Source organism: Achromobacter spanius (genome assembly GCF_003994415.1).
GTDB lineage: Bacteria > Pseudomonadota > Gammaproteobacteria > Burkholderiales > Burkholderiaceae_B > Achromobacter > Achromobacter spanius_C.
This window is the reverse complement of the sequence record NZ_CP034689.1, coordinates 3495298-3512501: the sequence shown is the minus strand read 5'-3', so window position 1 is coordinate 3512501 and position 17204 is coordinate 3495298. Positions and strand designations below refer to the sequence as shown.

At 62.8% G+C, this 17204-nt stretch carries 15 protein-coding genes; 6 read left to right on the top strand and 9 right to left on the bottom strand.

Features of this window, described 5'->3' with window-relative positions; genetic code table 11:
- Positions 1–186: 186 nt before the first annotated feature.
- Genes ELS24_RS15935 through ELS24_RS15925 form a run of 3 tightly spaced genes read right to left on the bottom strand, consistent with a single transcriptional unit; the run spans position 187 to position 2963 of the window.
- Positions 187–1488 carry a TRAP transporter large permease gene (locus ELS24_RS15935; RefSeq protein ID WP_050446907.1) on the bottom strand — a complete coding sequence of 434 codons (1302 nt, stop codon included), beginning with the start codon at positions 1486–1488 and terminating at the stop codon, positions 187–189.
- Positions 1481–1981: a TRAP transporter small permease gene (locus tag ELS24_RS15930; protein ID WP_050446906.1), complete on the bottom strand. Its 501-nt coding sequence runs from the start codon at positions 1979–1981 to the stop codon at positions 1481–1483. Before ELS24_RS15930 ends, ELS24_RS15935 begins: the two co-directional genes overlap by 8 nt.
- Before the next feature lie 7 nt (positions 1982–1988).
- Complete coding sequence (locus ELS24_RS15925; RefSeq protein ID WP_050446905.1) at positions 1989–2963, bottom strand: TRAP transporter substrate-binding protein; 975 nt, start codon at positions 2961–2963, stop codon at positions 1989–1991.
- Positions 2964–3243: 280 nt separating this feature from the next.
- On the opposite strand from ELS24_RS15925, the gene nudC reads away from it, so the two are divergent.
- The 3 genes from nudC (at position 3244) to ELS24_RS15910 (ending at position 8386) form a co-directional block, all read left to right on the top strand.
- Positions 3244–4014, top strand: coding sequence for an NAD(+) diphosphatase (gene nudC / locus ELS24_RS15920; RefSeq protein WP_127184672.1), 771 nt, complete (start codon positions 3244–3246; stop codon positions 4012–4014).
- Between the two features lie 155 nt (positions 4015–4169).
- Positions 4170–4679: a winged helix DNA-binding protein gene (locus tag ELS24_RS15915; protein WP_050446902.1), complete on the top strand. Its 510-nt coding sequence runs from the start codon at positions 4170–4172 to the stop codon at positions 4677–4679.
- Between the two features lie 80 nt (positions 4680–4759).
- A complete protein-coding gene (locus ELS24_RS15910; RefSeq protein ID WP_050446901.1) occupies positions 4760–8386 on the top strand; it encodes a hydantoinase B/oxoprolinase family protein in 3627 nt (1208 codons plus the stop codon).
- Between the two features lie 223 nt (positions 8387–8609).
- On the opposite strand, the gene ELS24_RS15905 is transcribed toward ELS24_RS15910, so the two are convergent.
- Positions 8610–9644: a C45 family autoproteolytic acyltransferase/hydolase gene (locus tag ELS24_RS15905; protein ID WP_050446900.1), complete on the bottom strand. Its 1035-nt coding sequence runs from the start codon at positions 9642–9644 to the stop codon at positions 8610–8612.
- 166 nt (positions 9645–9810) lie between these two features.
- On the opposite strand from ELS24_RS15905, the gene glnH reads away from it, so the two are divergent.
- From glnH to glnQ, 3 genes are all read left to right on the top strand, one after another.
- A complete protein-coding gene (gene glnH / locus ELS24_RS15900) occupies positions 9811–10563 on the top strand; it encodes a glutamine ABC transporter substrate-binding protein GlnH (RefSeq protein WP_050446899.1) in 753 nt (250 codons plus the stop codon).
- Positions 10564–10662: 99 nt separating this feature from the next.
- Complete coding sequence (gene glnP / locus ELS24_RS15895) at positions 10663–11319, top strand: glutamine ABC transporter permease GlnP (RefSeq protein WP_050446898.1); 657 nt, start codon at positions 10663–10665, stop codon at positions 11317–11319.
- Positions 11316–12044 (top strand): glutamine ABC transporter ATP-binding protein GlnQ, encoded by a 729-nt coding sequence (gene glnQ / locus ELS24_RS15890; RefSeq protein ID WP_050446897.1) that lies wholly within the window; start codon positions 11316–11318, stop codon positions 12042–12044. Before glnP ends, glnQ begins: the two co-directional genes overlap by 4 nt.
- 83 nt (positions 12045–12127) lie before the next feature.
- Here glnQ and ELS24_RS15885 read toward each other — a convergent pair whose 3' ends face one another.
- The 5 genes from ELS24_RS15885 to ELS24_RS15865 form a co-directional block, all read right to left on the bottom strand.
- A complete protein-coding gene (locus tag ELS24_RS15885) occupies positions 12128–14422 on the bottom strand; it encodes a RelA/SpoT family protein (RefSeq protein ID WP_100855892.1) in 2295 nt (764 codons plus the stop codon).
- A gap of 22 nt (positions 14423–14444) precedes the next feature.
- The gene (gene rpoZ, locus ELS24_RS15880; protein WP_006219679.1) at positions 14445–14648 is read right to left on the bottom strand and encodes a DNA-directed RNA polymerase subunit omega; all 204 of its coding nucleotides are present in this window, start codon (positions 14646–14648) and stop codon (positions 14445–14447) included.
- Between the two features lie 45 nt (positions 14649–14693).
- Entirely contained in the window at positions 14694–15326 is a 633-nt protein-coding gene (gene gmk / locus ELS24_RS15875) for a guanylate kinase (protein ID WP_083447372.1), read from the bottom strand.
- 140 nt (positions 15327–15466) lie between these two features.
- Positions 15467–16420, bottom strand: coding sequence for a c-type cytochrome (locus tag ELS24_RS15870; protein WP_240669317.1), 954 nt, complete (start codon positions 16418–16420; stop codon positions 15467–15469).
- Complete coding sequence (locus ELS24_RS15865; RefSeq protein WP_127184671.1) at positions 16417–17121, bottom strand: c-type cytochrome; 705 nt, start codon at positions 17119–17121, stop codon at positions 16417–16419. Before ELS24_RS15865 ends, ELS24_RS15870 begins: the two co-directional genes overlap by 4 nt.
- Positions 17122–17204: the final 83 nt, after the last annotated feature.

Genomic DNA, 17204 nt, shown 5'->3' with positions numbered 1-17204 from the left:
GCGCCAATTTGGTGCAGCCGTTTGGCGCCAGGGGATTCTAAGAAAGTTGAGGCTTCTGTAGTACCCAATCGGTTTTGGCGTTTTCCCTGGTTTACAGAACCGTAAACGCGCGGGCGGTTGGAACAAGGCGTAGGCGAAAAAAAACCGGCCGCCTGGGCGACCGGTTTTGCGTGCTGCCTTAAGGCGTCACAGTTTCATGTGCAGCGGCAACCAGGTTGCGATACCGGGTACGAAGTACAGCAAGAGCACCGCCATGGCCATCAGCAGGAACATGGGCATTGAAGCGCGCGCAATATAGGGCAATTCGCGACCGCTCATGCCGGAAAGCACGAACAGGTTGAAGCCCACCGGCGGCGTGATCTGTGCCATTTCCACCACGAAGACGATGAAGATGCCGAACCAGATCAGGTCAATGCCGGCTGCTTGCACGGTCGGCAGCAGCACGCCCATGGTCAGCACCACGATCGAAATGCCGTCCAGAAAGCATCCCAGCACGATGAAGAACACCATCAGCGCCATGATCAGGCCAAACTGCGACAAGCCCAGCCCGCCGATCCATTCGGCCAGCGCGCGCGGCAGGCCGATATAGCCCATCGCCAGCGTCAGGAACTGCGCGCCCGCCAGAATCAGCGCAATCATGCAATACAGGCGGGTAGCGCCCAAGAGCGATTGCATGAAGGTCGACCGGTTCAACGAACCCTGCAGCGCCGACAGGATCAACGCGCCCACCACGCCCACCGCCGCCGCTTCCGTGGCCGTGGCGATGCCGCTGTAGATGGAACCCAGCACCGCGCCGATCAGCACCATGACGGGAATCAGGTGCCGCGACTGCGACAGTTTCTGCATGAACGGCATGCCGGGATCCGCCGCCGGCACCTGCTTGGGATTGCGTATTGCCCACCAGCCGATATAGCCCATGAACAGTACGGCCAGCAGAAGGCCCGGCAGAATCCCCGCGATGAACAGCTTGGCGATCGACACGTCGGCCGCCACGCCATACACGATCATGATGATCGAAGGCGGAATCAACAGGCCCAGCGTGCCCGCGCCCGACAGCGTGCCCAGGATCTTGTCCTCGGGGTAGCCACGGCGCTTCAGCTCGGGAATGGTCATCTTGCCGACGGTGGCGCAGGTAGCGGCAGACGAGCCCGACACGGCGGCAAAAATCGCGCAACCGATCACGTTCGTGTGCAACAGCCGGCCCGGCAAGCGGTTCAGCCACGGCGCCAAGCCCCTGAACAGGTCTTCGGACAGCCGCGTGCGAAACAGGATCTCGCCCATCCACAGAAACAAGGGCAGGGCGGTCAGCGTCCAACTGGACGAGGCGCCCCAGATGGTGACGGCCATGGCGTCGCCCGCGGGGCGGCTGGAGAAGATCTCCATGCCGATCCAGGCCGTGCCGGCCAGCGTCAGGCCGACCCAGACCCCGCAGCCCAACAGCGCGAAGATCGAAACGACCAATAGGGTAATGACAAGAAGTTCATTCATGGGATTGCTGCGAAGTAGCGGCGGCCACGCCGCGTGAGCGACGGATCAACTCGTCGACAAGGGCGACCAGGAACAACACCGTGCCCACCGCCATGCTGATCTGCGGAATCCAGAGCGGCGTGGCGTCGTTGGAGGTGGAGATGTCGTTGTACAGCCAGGAGTCGTACGTCAGCTTGATGCTGAAGAACGCAAAGGCCGACGCCAGCAGCGAGCCGACGGCCAGCGCAAAAATATCCAGCCGGCGGCTGCCGGCAGGCGCCAAGGAATTCAGCAACAGCGTCACACGGATGTGTTCGCCGTGCTTGAACGTGCTGGCCAAGGCCAGAAAACCCGCCGCGGCCATGAAGTAGCCTGCATACGCATCGGTGCCCGGAATGTTCAAGCCGAGCTGGCGGGCGATGATCGCCGCCAGCACCGACGCCAGGACGCCTATCGTGCACAAGCCGGCCAACAGGCCGGCCGCGCCGTAAAGACCATCTAAAAAGCGGCGCATGGAACTATCACTGCTTCTTGTAGGTGTCGATCATGGTTTTGCCGTCCGCACCAGCCTTCTTCAGCCAGTCATCCAGCATGCGCTTGCCAATCACCGACAGGCCTTCCTTCAGCTCGACGGTGGGCTGGATGGTTTCCATGCCGTTCTTGGCCAGCTGTTCCTGATACCACTTGTTCTTTTCTTGCGACAGCTTCCAGCCGCGTGCTTCGGCATCCGCGCCGGCCTTCTTCAAGGCTTCCTGCGAGGCCGGGTCCAGTGCGTCAAACGCCTTCTTGTTCACGATGATGGCGTTCTTGGGCAACCAAGCCTGCGTGTCGTAGAACTTCTTGATGTACTCGTAGGTCTTGGTGTCGTAGCCGGTGGAGGCCGACGACATGTAGGAATCGATCACGCCGGTGGCCAGCGCTTGCGCCAGTTCAGCCTGCTGCACCGTGACGGGTTGCGCGCCCACCAGTTCAGCGATCTTGGCCGTGACCGGGCTGTACGCGCGCCACTTCAGGCCCTTCATGTCGCTGATCTGCTTGATTTCCTTGTTGGCGAAGATGCCTTGGGGCGGCCATGCCACGGCGTACAGCAGCATCATGCCTTGCGACTCAAGCTTCTTTTCCAGGAAGGGCTTTTGCGCCTGGTACAGCTTGAACGAAGCGTCGTAGCCGGTGGCCAGGAAGGGCAGGCCGTCCAGTTCGTAGATCGGGTCTTCGTTGGCGAAGTTGGTCAGCAGGATTTCGCCGATCTGCGCCTGGTTGCCTTGCACGGCGCGCTTGATTTCCGGCGCCTTGTACAGCGACGCATTGTTGTGCAGCTGAATCTTCAGCTTGCCTTGCGACAGCGTATCCACTTCCTTGATGAAGCTGGTCAGGTTTTCAACGTGGAAGTTGCTGGCCGGGTAGGCGCTGGGCAAATCCCACTTGGTTTCGGCCTGTGCGCCGGCGCTGAATGCCAGGATGATGCTGCCGGCCAGCATTGAGATTTTCTTGTACATGGATGGTCCTTCTGTGCGAATGGTGAAGACGGGTTGTGCCCGATAGGCATTCTTGAAAGAGACTGCTGCGCGGATGGTGCGCGGCCTAAAAGCCGTGCCATTCTATGGTGCTGCGCGGCACCATCGCGCGAAAAAAACGCCGGTTTACGGGTTAATCCTAGGCTTGGGCGTGCCAGTTCGTTGAAGGTTAAATCGTTGTGCACGCCGTGGACACCTCGCATTCATGCCCCCGTTTTTCTTCTAAGATTGCGGCTGTGTATGCAAGCTGCAGAGGCCCCTTGTGAATTTCGTTTTCCGCCGAGATGAGTTGCTGGTTGAAGAAGCGTCCAGCTTGTTGCCGGATCTGGCATTGTGCGAACGCATCGGCCTGGCCCTGCCGGCCTTGCAGCCGATCTGGACCACGCCCGATTCGCCGTATCGGACGATGCACGTGGACCCCACGCTGGAGGCGCCCGAAGGCTATGCCTTCAAGAAGCTGCGGTCGCTGTTCGGCGTGCTGGACGACGAGCGCATGGCGCTGGCGGGCCGCGCCTACCAGATCGCCGAATGGGCGCGCACGCACCGGTTCTGCGGCGCCTGCGGGACCCCCGCCGAGCGCGTGGCGCATGAATTCTGCCTGCGCTGCCCGTCCTGTGGCTTTTCAGCCTACCCGCGCATATCGCCGGCCATGATGGTGCTGATCCGCAAGGGCGACAGCATCCTGCTGGCGCGGCACACTACCACCGCTACGTCCCGCTACACCGCGCTGGCGGGGTTCGTGGAACCGGGCGAGAGCATCGAAGAGACCGTGCACCGCGAGGTCTACGAGGAAGTCGGCCTGAAGGTCGGCAACCTGCAGTACTTCGGCAGCCAACCCTGGCCGTTCCCGCATTCCCTGATGGTGGCGTTTACCGCCGACTATGTCTCGGGCGACATCCGCGTGCAGGAAGACGAGATCGCCGATGCGCGCTGGTTCGGCCCGGGCGACCCCATGCCCGACATCGCGCCGCGCATTTCGATTGCGGGCTGGCTCATCCGCGCCAATCTGCCCATGGGCTGGGCCGCGCCCTAAGCACATCAAGCCGCCTCCGGCGGCATTTCCATTCCACAACGCTAGGGGTATTCCCTTGAAACGGCCGTTTTTGGCCGTTTGGTTCTTATTTTTTATGGATGAAATGCCCATAAATTATTAGTATTTCGACCAGATAAACTTGGTTCGAGCGTTTCATGAGCTCCACGTTGATAGCCTCGTCGGCCCACCTTGCCGGCGGCAGCGCGCCCGATCTGTCCGAAGTTGAATTCGGCCTGATGATCGCCAGCCATGCCTTTGACCGCTGGACGGTGCGCTGCATGGCGGCGGCCGGGCTGCCCGACCTGACGCCTACCGACGTGATGGTGTTCCACCATGTCTACCACCGGCAACGCGCCAAGAAGCTGGCCGACATCTGCTTCACGCTCAACGTCGAAGACACCCACATCGTCAGCTACGCGCTGAAGAAGCTGGAGCGCCTGGGCGTTGTCAAGGGCGAACGCAGCAGCAAGGAAGTGTTCTACAGCGTCACGCCAGACGGCGCGGCCATTCTCAAACGCTACGGCGAGATCCGCGAGCAATGCCTGACCGCCGGCCTGGACGGGCCAGGCGGAGGCGGGCTGGATTTCAGCCGCCAACTGGCGCACGCCTTGCGCTCGCTATCGGGCCTGTACGACCAGGCCGCACGGGCGGCAACCTCACTCTGAATCTGTTCGGGCATGGCCCGGCACACCGCAACCCGACCGCGGCGGCACGCGCCGTGGCCGTTTGTTTTCAAGGATTAGGCATGAAGAAGTGGCAATTCTGGATCGATCGTGGGGGCACCTTCACCGACATCGTGGCGCGCCGCCCCGATGGCACGACCACCACCGCAAAAATGCTGTCGGAAAACCCCGAGCAGTATCGCGACGCGGCCGTGGCCGGCATTCGTAAGCTGCTGGGCGTGGCGCCTGGTCAGCCCGTGCCGGTCGAGCAGGTCGAGTGCGTGAAGATGGGCACCACCGTTGCGACCAACGCCTTGCTGGAACGCAAGGGCGAGCGCACGCTGCTGGTCACGACGCGCGGGTTCCGCGATGCGCTGCGCATTGCGTATCAGAACCGGCCGCGGCTGTTCGACCGCAACGTCGTGCTGCCCGAAATGCTTTATGAATCCGTCGTCGAAGCCGACGAGCGCGTGGCCGCCGATGGCGAAGTCATCCGCGACCTGGACGAAGCCGGCTTGCGCGCCGGCATGCAGGCCGCCTACGACAGCGGCATCCGCGCAGTGGCCATCGTGTTCATGCACGCCTGGCACGCTACCGGCCATGAACAGCGCGCGGCCCGCATCGCCCGCGAAGTCGGCTTCACGCAAGTGTCGGCCTCGCACGAAGTCAGCCCGCTGATCAAATTCGTATCGCGCGGCGACACCACGGTGGTTGACGCCTATCTGTCGCCGATCCTGAAGCGCTACGTGGATCAGGTGGCGGGCGAGCTGCCGGGCATCCGCCTGATGTTCATGCAATCCAGCGGCGGCCTGACCGACGCGCACCGTTTCCGTGGCAAGGACGCCATTCTGTCCGGCCCGGCCGGCGGCATCGTCGGCATGGTGCGCACCAGCGAAATTGCCGGGTTCCCCAAGGTCATCGGCTTTGACATGGGCGGCACGTCCACCGACGTGTCGCACTACGCGGGCGAGTTCGAACGCGAATTCGAAACCCAGGTGGCGGGCGTGCGCATGCGCGCGCCCATGATGAGCATTCACACCGTGGCGGCGGGCGGCGGGTCCATCCTGCATTTCGACGGCGCGCGCCTGCGCGTCGGCCCGGATTCCGCGGGCGCCAACCCCGGGCCCGCTTGCTACCGCCGGGGCGGCCCGCTGGCCGTGACGGACTGCAACGTGCTGCTGGGCAAGATCCAGCCGGACTTTTTCCCCAATGTGTTTGGCCCCGAGGCCAACGAAGCCCTGGACCGCGACGCCGTGGTTGCGCGCTTCACGGCCATGGCGGACGAAGTGCGCGCCGCCACCGGCCGCGAGATGACGCCCGAGCAACTGGCCGAGGGCTTCCTGGAAATTGCGGTCGGCAACATGGCGGAGGCCATCAAGCGCATCTCGGTACAGCGCGGCCACGACGTCACGGAATATGCCCTGACCGTGTTCGGCGGCGCGGGCGGGCAGCATGCCTGCCTGGTGGCCGATGCGCTGGGCATGACAACGGTGTTTGCGCATCCGCTGGGCGGCGTGCTCTCGGCCTATGGCATGGGCCTGGCCGACCAGACCGACATGCGCCAGAAGACGGTTGAAAAGGTGCTGGACGCCAGCCTGATGGGCGAGCTGAAAGACGAGCTGGATGTGCTGGCCGAGCAAGCGGTGGGCGAGCTGCGCCGTCAGCATGTGCCGGAAGGCGACATCAGCGTGCAGCGTCGCCTGCATTTGAAATACCGGGGCACCGATACGGCGCTGGAAGTTGCCTTTTCCACCTTGGAACAGGCGCGTGGCGATTTTGAAGCCGCCTATCGGCAGCGTTATTCCTTCCTGATGCCCAATCGCGAACTCGTCGTCGAGACCATTTCGGTGGAAGCCACCGGTGGCGGTGAGCGCGTCGGCGAAGCGTCGGTGTCGCGTACCCGGGACGGCGCCTTGTCGGCCCGTCGCGTGGTCAGCATGTACAGCGCGGGCGAATGGCGCGACACGCCGTTGTATGTGCGTGAAGACATGGCGGGTGGCGACGTGGTGGCGGGTCCCGCCATCATCTCCGAGCCCAATCAGACGACCGTGGTGGAACCCGGCTGGCAAGCCGAACTGACGTCGCAGGACCATTTTGTGATCCGGCGCGTCGAGGCGCGTGCGGACCGGCGTCGCATTGGCACGCAGGCGGACCCGGTCATGCTGGAGGTGTTCAACAACCTCTTCATGTCGATTGCCGAACAGATGGGCTACCGCCTGCAGAACACGGCGTACTCCGTCAACATCAAGGAACGCCTGGATTTCTCGTGCGCCATCTTTGATTCGCAAGCGCGCTTGATCGCCAACGCGCCGCATATGCCGGTGCACCTGGGGTCCATGGGCGAATCGGTCCGCACGGTGATGAACGCCAACGCCGGCCGCATGATGCCGGGCGACGCCTATGTGGTGAACGATCCGTACCACGGTGGCACGCACTTGCCGGACGTCACGGTCATTACGCCGGTGTTCGATCATGCCGGTCGCGAAATCCTGTTCTACGTCGGCTCGCGTGGGCACCACGCGGATATCGGCGGCACGACGCCGGGATCCATGCCGCCCGATTCCAAAACGGTGGAAGACGAGGGCGTGCTCTTTACCAATTTCCAGTTGGTGAAGAACGGCGAATTCCGCGAGGAAGCCGCGCGCGAGATCCTGGGCTCGGGCCGCTGGCCCGCGCGCAATCCGGATCAGAACATCGCCGACATGCACGCGCAGATCGCCGCCAACGAGAAAGGCGTGCAGGAACTGCTGCGCATGTGCGACCACTTCGGCCTGGACGTTGTGCGCGCCTATATGGGCCACGTGCAGGACAACGCCGAAGAAGCGGTGCGCCGCGTGATCTCGGTGCTGAAGGATGGCAGCTACGAATACCCGTTGGACAACGGCGCGGTGATACGCGTGGCGGTCAAGGTGGATACGCAGGCGCGTAGCGCGGTGGTCGATTTCACTGGTACGTCACCGCAACTGGACAACAACTTCAACGCGCCTGGCGCGATTGCCGTGGCTGCGGTGCTGTATGTGTTCCGCACCATGGTCAACGACGACATCCCGCTGAACGACGGCTGCCTGGCGCCGTTGTCGATCATCCTGCCGGAAGGTTCGATGTTGCGGCCCAACCCGCCGGCGTCGGTGGTGGCGGGCAACGTGGAAACGTCCATGTGCATCGTCAACGCGCTGTATGGCGCGTTGGGTGTGCTGGCCGCCAGCCAGGGCACGATGAACAACTTCACCTTCGGCAACGCGCGCCATCAGTATTACGAGACCATCTCGGGCGGCACGGGCGCGGGCCCGGTACGCATCGACGCGGCCGGACCACACGACGAGGGCTTCGCCGGCACGTCGGTGGTGCAGGCGCACATGACGAATTCACGCTTGACGGACCCCGAGGTGCTTGAGTTCCGCTTCCCCGTGCGGCTGGAGTCCTACGAAATCCGCAAGGGGTCAGGCGGCGCGGGCCGTTACCCGGGCGGCGAGGGCGGCGTGCGCCGCATCCGCTTCCTGGAAGACATGACGGCAGCCATCCTGTCCAACAACCGCCGCTTCGCGCCGTTCGGCCTGGCGGGCGGACAGCCTGGCGCGATGGGCCGCAACTCGATCGAGCGCGTCGATGGCACCATCGAGGAACTCGGCCCGCAAGACAGCGCCCAATTGCAGCCGGGCGACGTGTTCGTGGTTGAAACCCCCGGGGGTGGTGGCTACGGCAAGGCGTGATGATGGTATCGCCTTGGTGCACAAAATAGGCAGGTCGTAGGATGGGTGAAGCGCGCGAACTCCGGGGGCAAGAACCCCGACGTACAACGCGCGCAACCCATCATGCAACGGTGGACGTGTGGCAAATTCAGCCATGGCTCAACCACCACTTGATGGGCTACGCGCGTTCCGCGTCCATTTCCTGTTCCAGGACGGTGCGCGCTACACCCATCCTACGATCCTGCTATTCCGGGTCCGACATTACATCCAACGCAATGTCCGCCATCTTTCTGCGGTCATAGACTCGCAACGTGACCTCGTCATCGCGGATTTCAAACATCGCGGTCGCCAGCGTATTTTCACCATCTGGGTCGGCGGCGTCGGTGCGCAATATCGGCAGGGCGCCCAACGTGTCGTGCAGCGCGGCCAGCATGTCCGCGCTGCCCGTTTCCGGCGACCAGCCATCCACGATGCCCTCAATCCGGTTTTGTCGGTTGCGCGATGATTCCGTAATCACTTGCGGTTGGTCGCGCGCCTTGGCGTGAACCATGTGGTTGGCATGGCCGTAGCGCGTGCCGATGTCCATGATGGATGTCGAACCCGGCGCCACCTCGGCGCTGATCAGACGGGGGTCCGTGGCACTGCCCAGCAGATGGTGAAAGCCGCCAGCATGCGGCAGGTCGCGAAGCAGGGCGACGGCCTCATCCAGCGTGGAGCAGTCCAGAACCGCGCGCGCCAGAAACATGCGCGGCACGCCCGGCTGGCGCAGTCGGGTGCGCAGGTTATTGATGGTTTGCACCAGGCCGGCCCGGTTGGCGCCGAAGGTGTGGCCTGGCAATGACCCCGGGTAATAGAAGCTGACAAAGCCGGGCGCGTCGTCCAAGGCCACATCAACCAACTGGCAGCGCCCGTACAGGTAGGGGTCGCCGTCTTCGTTATGGCCGATCCAGCGTGTGCCGTCCGCGCCTTTCAGTGCGACGGACGTGCAGCCGTCAGTGGTGCTATGCAGCAAGTCACCCCGGCAATTCCAAAGCAGCACGTCTTTCACAGGCATGCGCAGGCCGTCGGCCAGCCCTTCAAGTTCTTCCCATAGCGTCGGCAACACCGCCTGGATCTGTTGCCCCAGTTCGTCCACATAGGGATGGCCACGCCAGCGGCGCAGCGCTTCCCAAGTGCTGCTTTGATTCAGGTACACCGACATCAGCGGGCGTGCCAACTTGCCCAGCGCTTGACCGACTTCGCGCCGGTTTCCGGCAATGCGTACATATTTGTAGGGCATGGGGATTCTCCGGGGTGTCGTGTGGATTGTAATTTTTCTAAGCTCTGCCGGGTGGGGACGCATGCGTTAAGATCGCCGATAAGCGGCGCCGGTGACCCCGGAGCCGCCAAGGAATCATGCCCCTACAACAACCCGGGGAGCCGACGGTCCCCACGAGGAGAGTTTCATGATCAAACGTAAAGTTGCCGCCGCCTTGGTCGGCCTGTCCGTGGCCATGTTCGGCGCTGTATCCGGCGCCCAAGCCCAGGGCAGGGAATTGGTGGTGGCCACCGACACCGCTTTCGTGCCGTTCGAGTTCAAGCAGGGTAATACCTATGTGGGCTTTGATGTGGATCTCTGGGCAGCCATCGCCAAGGAACTGAACTTGAAGTACAAGCTTCAGCCCATGGATTTCAACGGCATCATCCCGGGCCTGCAAACCAAGAACATCGATGCCGCGCTGGCGGGCATCACGATCCGGGACGACCGCAAGAAGGTCATCGACTTCTCGGACCCCTACTACGAAAGCGGCCTGGCCATTCTGGTCAGCGACAAGAACACCGATATCAAAGACGCCAAGTCCCTCTCCGGCAAGACCGTTGCCGTCAAGACCGGCACCGCCACCGTTGATTTCCTGAAGTCCCAGGTGCCGGACGCCAAGCTCAAGCTGTTTCCCAACATCGACAACGCGTATCTGGAACTGGCCACGGGCCGCGTGGACGCCGCCGTGCACGACACGCCCAACGTGCAGTACTACGCCAACACGGCAGGCAAGGGCCGCGTGAAGGTGATCGGTTCGGTCAAGAGCGGTGACTTCTACGGCATCGCCTTCCCCAAGGGTAGTGAATTGGTCCCGCAGGTGAACAAGGCCTTGGCCACGCTGAAAGCCAACGGCCAGTACGACGCCATCTATGAAAAGTGGTTCGGCAAGAAGCCGTAAGCGCTGGGCATAGCCTTGCTTTCCGCGCCGCTTCGCCGTGAAGTCAGCGGGGCGGCGCCGCGATGATGCGGCGCCCGACGGCGCCCTGGGGGGACTACCGTGGAATTTGACTGGGCTGTAATTCAAGACGCGATACCCAATCTGCTTGAGGGTACGCTGATGACCATCAAGATCACGTTCTGGGGCTTGGTCGGCGGGTTCCTGCTGGGGGCGTTGTCTGGCGTGACCCGGGCTTACGGCCACCCCGTCCTGTCGGCGATCGCGCAAGTCTATGTGGCGGTGATTCGCGGCACGCCGATCGTGGTGCAGGTGATGTTCATCTACTTCGCCTTGCCGCTGCTGGCCAATATCCGGGTGGATGCCGAATGGGCGGCCATCGTCACCCTGATCATCAACTCGGGCGCCTACATCTCGGAAATCGTGCGGGGAGCGCTGCTGTCCGTGCACAAGGGGCTGAAGGAAGCGGGGCAGGCGATGGGCTTGCCGTTTCACAAGATCTTGTTCCACATCATCGGGCCGGTGGCGTTTCGCCGCATGATCCCGCCGCTGGGCAACCAGTGCATCATCAGCTTGAAGGATTCATCACTGTTCATCGTGATCGGCGTGGCCGAACTGACGCGTCAGGGCCAGGAGATCATGGCCAGTAATTTCCGTGCTGTTGAAATATGGTCCGCGGTCGCGATCGTCTACCTGATCCTGACCGGCTTGATGGCGCTGAGCCTGCACCTGGTGGAAAGAAGGATGCGCATATTATGAGCATGGTCGAATTCCATAACGTCACCAAGAACTTCGGCGAATCCATGGTGTTGGACGATATTTCGCTGAACATCGACGCGGGTGAGGTCGTGGTGGTGGTGGGTCCGTCGGGGTCCGGCAAGTCCACGTTCCTGCGATGCATCAATGTGCTGGAAACCATCAACGGCGGAGATCTGCTGGTGGATGGCTTAAGCGTCAAGGGCGATACGGCGCAGGTGCGCGAGATCCGCCGAGAAGCCGGCATGGTGTTCCAGCAATTCAATCTGTTCCCGCAGATGACCGCGCTGGAAAACGTCATGTTCGGCCCCGTGCATACGCGCGGCCAACCGCGCGGTGAAGCACGCGAGCTGGCCGAGGCATTGCTGGACAAGGTGGGCCTTGCTGAGCGCATGCATCACTATCCGGCGGAGCTGTCCGGCGGCCAGCAACAGCGCGTGGCCATTGCCCGCGCCCTGGCCATCAAGCCCAAGCTGATGCTGTTCGATGAGCCCACCTCGGCGCTCGACCCTGAACTGCGTCACGAAGTGCTGAAGGTGATGCGGGACCTGGCGGAAGAGGGCATGACGATGGTGGTCGTGACCCACGAAATGGAATTCGCGCGCAAGGTGGGTAGCCGGCTTCTCTTCATCGACGCGGGAAAAATCGCGCACGATGGGCCACCGGCTGAATTACTGAGCAACCCGCCCAGCCAGCGTTTGAAGGATTTCCTGCAGCACGTTACCTGAGGCGCCATTCATTCATGGCGTAAAAAAACCAGCATGCTGCTGGTTTTTTTTTTACGCTTGCGTCGGGTCATGAAGAAATGGCGTCAGCCTTTCACCCGAACGATCTTCTGCACCTGCGGCACGTGTCGAATGGCGCGGATGACCTGGGCCAGGTGCTTGCGGCTGTCGACCTGAATGGTCAGGTGCAACGACACCGTGGACACCGCATCGTCGTGCATCGTCACGTGCATGATGTTGGCGTCAGCGGCGGTAACTTCCGCCGCGAGCCGGCCCAGCACGCCGCGCTCGTTGCGGGTGATGATGTCCAGACGCGTGGCCAGGTGCTTGGCCGTGTGGGCATCCCAGGCCACGTTGATCCAGCGCTCGGGTTCGCGCAGGCGTTGGCGCATGGCGACCGGGCAGTCGGCGGTGTGCACCACCAGCCCATGGCCCATGCGCATGCCCGCCACAATCGGGTCGCCAGGCAGCGGGCCGCAGCACGGCGCCAACTGCACGGCCTGGCCTTCGTTGCCCTGGATCAGGATGGGGGCGCTGCGCGCGGAAGTCAGCTCGTCCACGGCCGCTGCCGTGGTGGCGACCAATTGGTGTTCGGGCGCAAACCGGCGTGCAACCACTGCCGCCAGGCGCTTGCCCAAGCCGATATCGGCAAGGATTTCCTCGCGCGAGCTGGCGCCGGTGCTGCGCGCCAATTTCTGCCAGGCGGGGTCATCGGTGGCCGGCATCGGCATGTGCAATTCCTGCAAGGCCTGGCTGAGCAAGCGTTCGCCGAACGCCACCGATTCTTCGTACTTGACGGTGCGCAGGTAATGCCGGATTTCGGAGCGTGCGCGGCCGGTGCGTACGTAATTGAGCCACTGTGCGTTGGGGCGCGAGGCGGGCGACGTCACGATTTCCACTGTGTCACCGCTGTTGAGTTCGGTGCGCAACGGCACGAACTCGCCATTCACCTTAGCCGCCACGGCCTGGTTGCCGATGTCGGTATGGATGGCGTAGGCGAAGTCCACGGGCGTGGCGCCGCGTGGCAGCGAAATGATCTTGCCGCGTGGGGTGAACACGTACACGGCATCCGGGAACAGGTCCACCTTGACGTGTTCAAGGAATTCGCCGGAATCGCCCGTCTGGCTTTGAATGTCCAGCAGCGATTGCAACCATTGATGGGTGCGCTTTTGCAGGTCGTTCAGCGTCAGGTCGGCGCCCTTGTACAGCCAGTGCGAGGCCACGCCTTCTTCGGCCACGTGATGCATGTCGCGCGTGCGGAACTGGAATTCCACCGGCGTGCCGTAGGGGCCGACCAGCGTGGTGTGCAAGGACTGATAGCCGTTCACCTTGGGAATGGCGATGTAGTCCTTGAACTTGCCGGGTACGGGCCGATAAAGCTGGTGCAGCGTGCCCAGCGCCAGATAGCACTCGGGCAGGGTATGCACGATGACGCGAAAGCCGTAAATGTCGAGCACGTCGGAAAACGATTTTTTCTGGTCCACCATCTTGCGGTAGATGCCATAAAGCGTTTTCTCGCGGCCCGTGACTTCGGCTTCGATGCCGGCGGCGGGCAGCGACGCCCGCACCGAATCTGCAATCTTGGTGATGACTTCGCGGCGGTTGCCGCGCGCGGCCAGCACGGCCTTGTACAGCACCTGGTAGCGGTTGGGGTACATGGCCGCGAAGCACAGATCCTGCAGTTCTCGGAACAGCAGGTTCAGGCCAAGACGATGTGCAATGGGCGCGTAGATGTCCAGCGTTTCGCGCGCGATACGTCGGCGTTTCTCGGGGTTGACCGCGTCCAGTGTGCGCATGTTGTGCAGGCGGTCGGCCAGCTTGATGAGAATGACGCGCACGTCGCGCGCCATCGCCAGCAGCATCTTGCGGAAACTCTCAGCCTGCTGTTCTGCCTTCGTGGCGAAGTCCAGACGGTCGAGCTTGGACAGGCCGTCAACCAGCTCGGCGACTTCAGGACCAAAGCGTTCGGCAAGCTCGTGCTTGGCGATGCCCTGGTCTTCCATCACGTCATGCAGCAGAGCGGCCGACAACGCGTTGACGTCGAGCTTCCAGCCTGCGCAGATTTCAGTGACGGCGATGGGGTGCGAGATGTAGGGTGAACCGCTGGCGCGGAATTGGCCCAGGTGCGCCTGATCCGCGAAGCGATAGGCTTCGCGCACACGTTCTACATCTTTGGGATCGAGATAGCTGCCGATGATTTCGGTCAGCGGCGCCAGCGAAGCAACCGGCGAAGCGGTCGCGTCCGCCGCTTCTTGTGCAGCGACAGACGGTGGCGTAGCGAGGTTCTTGCTTTTCTTACCCGTGCGGCGCCCAAGACGGGAGCCGGCACGTAGCGCGGCAAGCAGACCAGATGAAGCGTACTTCAGCCCGGGAAAAGCCATACTTGCCGCCCCCCGGAGAGTATCAGGTGGGAACTTTACGCAGCATTTCCACGCCGGTTAGGCCGCCTGCGATTTCGCGCAGCGCAGTGACCGTGGGCTTGTCTTTGCTGTCCAGGCGCGGGGCATGGCCTTGCGCCAACTCGCGGGCGCGATACGTCGCGGCCAGCGTGAGCTTGAAACGGTTGGGGATTTGATTCAGACAGTCTTCGACGGTAATGCGAGCCATTAGGACACCTGGTGCTGATGGATTATTGGAGAGAATGCAGTCGGCTCAGTGCTCGGCGGGAATGCCAAGTTGCGAGAACAACTGAGCGTGCCGGGCGGCCTGAGACGAAAAACGCAGCCGCGCGGCGCTGACTATTTGTATCAGTTCCGACAAGGCTACGCTAAATTCTTGATTAATAATAACATATTCGCATTCTGGCGCGTGGGCGATTTCACCGCCCGCGGCCATCAGCCGCCGCGCGATGACTTGCGGCGCGTCCTGGCCGCGCGCCTTCAAGCGGTTTTCCAGTTCATCGATCGACGGCGGCAGCACGAAAATGCCGATTGCGCCCGGAAACCGCTGTTTTACCTGGCGAGCGCCTTGCCAATCGATTTCCAGCAGGACGTCGCGCCCTTCGCGCGTAGCGGTGTCGATACGGTCGCGCGGCGTGCCGTAGAAATTGCCGTGTACTTCCGCCCACTCCAGCAGGTTCTGCGCGTCGCGCATCTGCCTGAAATCGTCAGATGACACAAAGCGGTATTCGCGGCCGTCTTCTTCACCAGGCCGGGGCGCGCGCGTGGTGCAAGAAATGGAAAGTTCGATGGAAGGGTCTTGCTGGAGCAAGGCCTTCACCAGGCTGGATTTGCCCGCGCCGCTAGGGGCGACGACCATGAAGACGTTTCCGGGATTGGCGTGCATGAAATAGGACCGGCGAGTGATGCTAAGACCGGGAGTCTAGCAAATCACGCGGCGCGGCAGGGGAAAACCCGATGCCGCGCCGCGTGTTTTTTCAGGGTCTGCGAATGGTGTGGCTCGACCTGTGGGGTTGGTATCGGCCCTTAACCCGCCGGTTGGGTATTCGCCTGAATCAACGTGCCGCCCGCCGGTGGGGCGTCGCTGCCCAGCAAATGGCCATTGACCTCGACCCCGTACAAGGAATCCTCCGAGTCGTGATATTTGGAGCGCGTCGCCGCGACGGATTCCGTATAGCGCGGGTCTTGCGGGCGTTCATGCGCATTCATGAAGTAGGCCACGTCCCAGGCCTCCTGGTCGCTCAACATGCCGGCCTGGCCCAGCGGCATGTTGGACTTGATGAAGCCGGCCGCGTTGCCGATCTGGTGCATGCCGGCGCCCCAATTGAACGAGTCCGCGCCCCACAAGGCGGGAAACACCCAGTGCTTGCCATTCTTCTGGCCCTGGCCTTCGGCGCCGTGGCATACGGCGCAGTACTGCGCATAGACCTTGCTGCCGCGCACGTAGTCGGCTTTCTGGGCGGGTGGGGGCAGTTTGCGATAGCCCTGGCCTTCCAGCACCACGCCCGTTGGCGCTTTGCTGGCTAGCCAGAACATATAGGTTTGCAAGGCGGTCAGCGTGGGGTCGTCGGCCGCCGGCGCCTTGCCGTTCATGCTGAAACGAAAGCAGCCCTGCAGGCGCTCGGCCAGCGTATTGACGTGTGCGTTCTTGGCGCGATAGGCCGGATAGAGCACATAGGCCGCCCACATTGGCGCGGAATCCGGCCTGCGTCCGGCATCCAAATGGCAACTGGCGCAATTCAGGTTGTTGCCCACGAACTTCCCCGCCAGTTGCGGCGTGTGCAGGAAGATCTGTTCGCCCTGGCGCACGACCTTGCCAAATTCGGTGTCAGGCAACGAGGCGGCGGAAGGAGGCGTGAAGGCGGGTTTGGCGTCTGCCGCGTATGTGGCAGACGCCGTACAGAACAAGGCCAGCAGGGACAACAGCGCGGCGGCAAACCCGCCCGTGGACGTGGCGCGGAACATGGAATCGGGCTTCATTGCTTGTTCCCCTGGTTGGCGGGCGATTGCTTGACGAGCAGCTCCGCGGCGGCGGGCAGGCCGGCGTAATAGGCCGAGACGGCGTCGATTTCGGCGTCCGTCAAACGGGTGACCACGGCGGGCATCAAACCCAGTGGGCCGGGCGGCCGCTGCCCTTGCTGCCACGCGCGCAACTGGCCGGCGATATAGGCGGCTGGCTGGCCCGCCAGGCTGGGGAAGTTTTCGCCTACCCCGATGCCGCCCGGGCCATGGCACTGATTACAGGCGGGCACGTTCTTGTCCCAGGCGCCGCGTGTGGCCAGCCACGCGCCGGTGTCGGTTGGCTTGACGGGGTGCATGGCCGTCGCGGCGAGGTGGTCAGTGTTCAGCGGGGAGGGCAGCCCGGCGTAGTAGCGGGCCACGGCGTCTTGTTGGGCGGGGCTCAGGGCCTTGGCGGTCGCGGCCATGATGGGGCTGACGCGCGAGCCGTTGGCCATGGCTTCCAGTTGTTCAGTCAGGTACTTGGCGCCGATACCTGCCAGTTGCGGAAAGCCCGCGGCGGGGTTGCCTTCGCCGCGGGCGCCGTGACAGGTAATACAGGCCGGGGCGCCGTTCGCGCCTTGCATGCTGATTTGCTTGCCGTCAGGTTCGGCCTGTGCCTGCGCAGCCGTTGCGCATACCAGACCTGCCAGCAGCGTGGCGCTAAAGGACCGTGGGGTCATGGGTGCCTGCTCCAAAGCTTGTTATTGGATTTGGGTAATAAGCTAATTTCTACAAATTATATAAAGACTTGTGACATATCAGT